Source organism: Streptomyces sp. NPDC058683 (assembly GCF_042716195.1).
GTDB lineage: Bacteria > Actinomycetota > Actinomycetes > Streptomycetales > Streptomycetaceae > Streptomyces.
In genome coordinates, this window is the sequence record NZ_JBHXSK010000121.1 from 1 (window position 1) to 5,593 (window position 5,593).

At 72.4% G+C, this 5,593-nt stretch carries 7 protein-coding genes; 3 read left to right on the forward strand and 4 right to left on the reverse strand.

Features of this window, described 5'->3' with window-relative positions; genetic code table 11:
* The 3 genes from ACFWXC_RS52845 to ACFWXC_RS52855 all read right to left on the reverse strand — a co-directional run.
* A partial coding sequence (locus ACFWXC_RS52845; protein ID WP_384491487.1) for an FAD/NAD(P)-binding protein occupies nt 1–542 on the reverse strand: 542 nt, incomplete at its 3' end.
* Nucleotides 543–671: 129 nt separating this feature from the next.
* Nucleotides 672–2,297 carry an alkaline phosphatase D family protein gene (locus tag ACFWXC_RS52850; protein ID WP_384491489.1) on the reverse strand — a complete coding sequence of 542 codons (1,626 nt, stop codon included), beginning with the start codon at nt 2,295–2,297 and terminating at the stop codon, nt 672–674.
* Nucleotides 2,298–2,482: 185 nt separating this feature from the next.
* Nucleotides 2,483–3,127 (reverse strand): HNH endonuclease family protein, encoded by a 645-nt coding sequence (locus ACFWXC_RS52855; RefSeq protein WP_384491491.1) that lies wholly within the window; start codon nt 3,125–3,127, stop codon nt 2,483–2,485.
* Between the two features lie 423 nt (nt 3,128–3,550).
* Here ACFWXC_RS52855 and ACFWXC_RS52860 point away from each other — a divergent pair, with 423 nt between their 5' ends.
* Nucleotides 3,551–4,132: a TMEM165/GDT1 family protein gene (locus ACFWXC_RS52860; protein WP_384491493.1), complete on the forward strand. Its 582-nt coding sequence runs from the start codon at nt 3,551–3,553 to the stop codon at nt 4,130–4,132.
* Between the two features lie 183 nt (nt 4,133–4,315).
* Complete coding sequence (locus ACFWXC_RS52865) at nt 4,316–4,972, forward strand: HAD-IA family hydrolase (RefSeq protein ID WP_384491495.1); 657 nt, start codon at nt 4,316–4,318, stop codon at nt 4,970–4,972.
* Nucleotides 4,973–5,155: 183 nt separating this feature from the next.
* On the opposite strand, the gene ACFWXC_RS52870 is transcribed toward ACFWXC_RS52865, so the two are convergent.
* On the reverse strand, nt 5,156–5,371 hold the full coding sequence (locus ACFWXC_RS52870; RefSeq protein WP_384491497.1) for a peptidoglycan-binding protein: 216 nt from the start codon (nt 5,369–5,371) through the stop codon (nt 5,156–5,158).
* Between ACFWXC_RS52870 and ACFWXC_RS52875 the strand changes: the two genes are divergently transcribed.
* Nucleotides 5,340–5,593, forward strand: a 254-nt coding sequence (locus ACFWXC_RS52875) for a hypothetical protein (protein ID WP_384491499.1), incomplete at its 3' end; no start/stop codon positions are given. The genes ACFWXC_RS52870 and ACFWXC_RS52875 overlap by 32 nt on opposite strands.

The window sequence follows — 5,593 nt, forward strand, 5'->3', positions numbered from 1 at the left end:
GCCGGGAGGTGGCCCTGGGCCAGCACCACCGCCGCCAGCCCGGGCAGGGTGCGGCCGTCGTCGAGGGTGAGCGTCTGGTGGCCGTCGGGGCCGTCGGTGAGCCGTACGGCACGGGCGCGGTGGGTCTCGACGCGGACCGCCTCCGGTGCCCGGGCGGCCGTCCTCGCGAACACCCACTCCAGGTAGCGGCCGTAGTGGGCGCGGGTCGGGTAGTCGTCGGGGTCCAGCTCGCCGGCCGCCCACTCGTGCAGGCTGGGGCCGGGCCGGACCGGTCCCGAGCACTCCACGCTGTCGTCGGTGAACAGGGTGACCTGGCTCGCCACGGTGTTCATCAGCAGCTCCGCCGACTGCGCCGTTCGCCAGACCCGGCCCGGGCCCGGCGGCGCCGGGTCGATCACATGGACCGTCAGGCGCGATCCCGGGGGCAGCAGCTCGGGTGCGGAGGCGCAGAGGCGTTCCAGGACGCTGGTGCCGCGCGGGCCGGCGCCGACCAGGGCGACGGCGACCGGGGCGGATTCCTGGGGCGAGGCAGACAAGGACATGACTCCCGGGCGGGTGGGGGCGCTTGGCAGGAACACCGCCCGCTTGGGATGGGGAAGCGGACGGTCCGCCTCATCATGCCGTCGCGATTAACAGAAGCCAACGTGCGCCCCACCCGCCTCGGATGTCCCTCATGGGGTGGTGAGGGTGGACTCCTCCACGGTCTCCAGGGTCCCGTTCCGCCGGGCCCGCTCCAGCCGCAGCCGGGCCGAACGGCCGTGCAGGGTCAGCGTCATGAGCTGGTTGCCGAACCACGGCCCGCCCCTCTTCCGCCACGTCACCGGAGGTCGCGCGGAGCGCCCGTGCCGGGTGAACCGCCGGCCGAGGAACCGGGCCACGGCGCTCCAGCCGAACCGGAAGCCGGCCCGGATCGTCGGCGGCACGGAGTTGTGGACGGGCGAGCAGGTGAGTTGCAGCACACGGGAGGCGGGCCCGGTGCCGGCCGGCCATGCGGGCTCGGCGACGTAGGCGTGATGGACGTCCCCGGAGAGCACACAGATCGACGCGGGTGCCCCGGGGCCCGAGCCGGTGCGGGCGATCAGGCCGGCCAGTTCGGCGAAGGAGGCCGGGAAGGCCGCCCAGTGCTCCAGGTCGGCCGCGCGGCGCAGCCGCTCCCCGAACTCCGCCCAGCGGGGGCCCCGTTCGCCCCGGCACAGGGCCGCGTCCCAGGTCTCCAGGTCGTGTATGAGGTGCGGCAGCAGCCAGGGCAGCGAGGTGCCGATCAGGAGATGGTCGTACGACTCCCGGTCGGTCAGCGCCTGTTCGCGCAGCCACTCGGCCTCACCGGGGTCGAGCATGGCGCGGTTGTGCTCGTCCAGGACCCGCGCCGCCCGGGTGTCCACCATCAGCAGCCGCACCCGCCCGAGGTCGCGCCGGTAACTCCAGCGCACCGAGGTGGGGTCGGCGTCGGCCTTGGCGGCGAAGGCACGCAACTCGTCGGTGCCGTCGGGGGATTCGCACACGGCGGTGTAGAGCGGGTCGGCGGCCAGTTCGGCCGGGGAGAGGTTCCCCAGGTGCTGGTGCACCCAGTACGACATCAGCCCGCTGAGCAGCCGCTCCTGCCACCAGGGCGTGGCCCGTACGTCGGCCAGCCAGGCGGCGGAGGTGTTCCAGTCGTCTATGACGTCGTGGTCGTCGAAGATCATGCAGCTGGGCACGGTGGACAGCAGCCAGCGCACCTCGGGATCGAGCCAGGACTCGTAGTAGAGGCGGGTGTACTCCTCGTAGTCCGCGACCTCGGCGCCGGGCGGGTCCGACAGGTCGCGGCGGGCGGCCAGCCACTGGTGGGTCGCCGCCGAGGTCTCGTCGGCGTACACCTGGTCGCCCAACAGCAGCAGTACGTCCGGCCGTTCGCCGCCGGCGGCGACGCGGGCGGCCAGGCTGTCCAGGGCGTCGGGGCCGACCGGGTCGTGGCCGTCGGCCGGGGGAGCGGCCCAGCGGCAGGAGCCGAAGGTCACGCTGAGACTGTCGTCCTCGGCGGGGACGCGTATCACCGAGGCCGGGAACCGGGAGTCCGGCAACGGCCACACCCGCGTGCCGTCCAGGAGGACGTCGTACGGCGTCGAAGTCCCCGGGGTCAGCCCGGTGACCGTGACCAGGGCGTAGTGGTGGCCCGCCACCTGGAAGGTGCGTGCGGTGCCGCCGGCGCCGTCCGGGCAGCGCACCTCGGCGGTGCACGGACGGCTCGTCTCGACCCAGACGGTCGCCGACGAGCCGTCGGTGTACCTCAGCAGTGGTCCCAGGCGCAGTCCGGCCACGTTCGCCCGCCCTCTTTCCCGGTCGGTTCGCCTCCGTCGCCCCGTACGGTACGGAACGACGGAGGTCAGCGGGGAGGCTTCGACGCGGGAAAGAGAGCGGGAAGGGGGGTGGAGCGTGGCCGGAATGCGGGGGAAGCGGGACCTTCTGCCTGCCGAGCTGTCTGCCGAACCGTCTTACGGGTGGATCAGCAGGCGGAGAGGTAGCTGGTGAGCGCGCTCTTCTCGGCGGAGTCGACCGAGAGGTTGTAGTAGTACTTCACCTGCACCCAGGCGCGGACGTAGGTGCAGCGGTACGAGGTGACCGACGGCATCCAGGTGGCCGGGTCCTGGTCGCCCTTGGACTGGTTGACGTTGTCCGTGACGGCGAGCAGCTGCGGGCGGGTGACGTCGTTGGCGAAGGACTGACGCTGGGCGGTGGTCCAGTTGCGGGCACCGGAGTCCCAGGCCTCGGCCAGCGGCACGAGGTGGTCGATGTCGACGTCGGAGGCGGCGGTCCAGGTGGCGCCGTCGTAGGGGGAGTACCAACTGCCGCTGGTGGAGACGCAGGCGGAGTCGGTGACGACGTTCGAACCGTCGCGCTTGAGGATGTACTCACGGGTGTTGCAGGTGCCGCTGATGGTGATCCAGGTCGGGAACAGGTCACGGTCGTAGCCGGTCCTGACCTCGGTCGCCACGGTGAGGGAGGCGAGGTAGGTGCGGGCGGTGGACGCGCTGACCGGCGTGGGAAGGGCGGCGGAGGCGCTCGGGGAGTTGAAGAGTGCGGCGGAGGCTATCAGAGCGGTGAATGCCGCGAGTATGCTGAGTCGTCGACGCGCGTAGAACTTCGGCATGCGAACTCCCTGGTGGGGGTGGGGTGTTGGAGCGCGAGCGAGGGAATGCTCGCGCCGCCGTGTTGCCGATGGGTGAGCGTTGGGTAAGAAGCTAGTGACGTGTTCATGACACGACAAGGTGTGGGACGTGACTCACAGGCCGGATCTCCGGCCTTGGAAATCGGTGCGGTGGTCACGTACCGTGGAGCGCGTTGAAGGGGAGTAGCTCTTCGCCGGACCGTCGACATACTGCTCAGCCCGTCTGAGCCGGCGCCCGGAGGCGGACCTCGATCACGAGGCCGCCAGCGAGACCTTCGGCAAGCAGTGCACGCCTGTGCCGTACAGCGGCGCGGGTGATCCATGTGTGCTGCCGTGCCGAGGTGTCGTGTGTTTCGCGCGAAGTGCAGCACTCTCGGTGGGGTGGCCCCGACCGATTGAGGACCCTTGATCAGCATCACCGTGACGGCGCTCGTCTTCGGCGTCATCTTCCTCGCCGAACTGCCCGACAAGACCGCGCTCGCCGGCCTCGTCCTGGGCACGCGGTACCGGGCGTCCTACGTCTTCGCGGGCGTCGCGGCCGCCTTCCTCCTGCACGTCGTGCTCGCCGTCGCGGCCGGCAGTGTGCTGACCCTGCTGCCGCAGCAGATCGTGCACGCCCTGACCGGCGTGCTCTTCCTCGGCGGCGCGGCCGTGCTGCTGCTGAAGAAGGGCGAGGAGGAAGAGGAGATCCGCAAGCCCGCCGACCAGTCCTTCTGGAAGGTCGCCGGTACCGGGTTCATGCTCATCCTGGTCGCCGAGTTCGGTGACCTCACGCAGATCATGACGGCGAACCTCGCGGCGCGGTACGACGACCCGATCTCCGTCGGCCTCGGGGCGGTCCTCGGCCTGTGGGCGGTGGCCGGACTCGGCATCGTCGGCGGCAAGGCGCTGATGAAGAAGGTGCCGCTGCGGCTGATCACGCAGATCGCGGCCGTGCTGATGCTGGCGCTCGGCGTGTGGAGCCTGTGGGAGGCGATCGCCGGCTGAGCCGGACGCGTCCCACAGGGGGTCCGGCGAGCTGAAGAGTCGGTGAACGGTCGGCGACGGCGGTGGCGGGATGGCCGCTCCGTTTTGTACCGTGGAGAAACAAAGTGGCTCCCGCTCGTTTTCCCTGACCGGCGGGCGGGGCCGCTCTGTTTTGCTTTGCCCGGCCTGCTTAGGAGCTGCCCGATGACGGCCACCGTCCTCACCGCCCGCGCCCTCCTGCTCGACATGGACGGCACCCTCGTCAACTCCGACGCCGTCGTCGAACGCATCTGGCGCCGCTGGTCCGAGCGGCACGGGCTGGACGGCGACGAGGTCATGAAGGTCGTCCACGGGCGCCAGGGGCACGCGTCCATGGCCGTGCTGCTGCCGGACCGGCCGGTGCAGCAGAACCTCGCGGACAACGCGCGGATGCTGGCCGAGGAGACCGCCGACATGGACGGCGTGGTGGAGGTCCCGGGTGCCGCGGCCTTCCTCGCCTCGCTCGGCGGGCTGCCGCATGCCCTGGTGACCTCGGCGGACGTGGCGCTGTCGACGGCGCGGATGGCCGCGGCCGGGCTGCCGCTGCCGGCGGTGCGGATCACGGCGGAGTCGGTGGGCGCGAGCAAGCCGGACCCCGAGGGCTTCCTGAAGGGGGCGGCCGAGCTGGGCGTCGCTCCGGCGGACTGCCTGGTCTTCGAGGACTCGGGCGCGGGGATCGCGGCGGGGCGCGCGGCGGGAATGCGGGTGGTGGGCGTCGGTGCCCGGGCGGGCGTGCACGGTCCGGACGTGGTGGTGCGGGACCTGACGGGGGTGCGGGTGGCGGCGGCCGCGGACGGCTCCCTCCGGGTGCACGTCGGCTGAGACGGCGGTGCAGGGGGCGGTTGTGGGTGAGCGCGGGCCCGGTGGGGGCTGGTCGCGCAGTTCCCCGCGCCCCTAGGGGGTTGTCCTCGAAGTCGGCTTCAGGGTCAACGCAGCGAAGGGGCGCGGGGAACTGCGCGCTCAGCCCCCACCCGTCCGCACCCGGCCGACAACCGAGACCGACTCCTACGGCTCGGTCGTCTCCGACTCCAGGGCGGCTCGCGTGGCCGTCCCGTACACCCCCGACTCGTCCGTCAGGATCCCCCGCGCCACCTGGTACGTCCGCACCGCGTCCTCCGTCCGGTGCCCGTAGCGGCCGTCGGCACTGCCCGTGAAGAGCCTCAGCTGTGTCAGCCGCAGCTGGAGCTCCGTGACCTCGGCGCCGCTGTCGCCGGGGCGCAGGACCGGCGCCGACGTGGGCTGCGCGGAGGCGGCCGTGCCGGTCGTGGACGCCGACTGGGTCGGCCCGGCCGAGCGGGACGCGGTCGCGGACGGGCTCGGGCTCGCCGTCCGTGAGGACGAGGCCGTCGGCGACGCGCTCGCACCGACGGGCGCGGACGGGGCCGGCGCGGCCGGCGGCGGCGCTTCTGCCGACGTCGCCGGCGCCGCCGCCGAAGGCGACTC

Excerpts from the sequence above, each read along its gene's own strand:
- ACFWXC_RS52855 (WP_384491491.1), bottom strand. The coding sequence starts at position 3,127 with ATGCCGAAGTTCTACGCGCGTCGACGACTCAGCATACTCGCGGCATTC.
- ACFWXC_RS52865 (WP_384491495.1), top strand. The coding sequence starts at position 4,316 with ATGACGGCCACCGTCCTCACCGCCCGCGCCCTCCTGCTCGACATGGAC.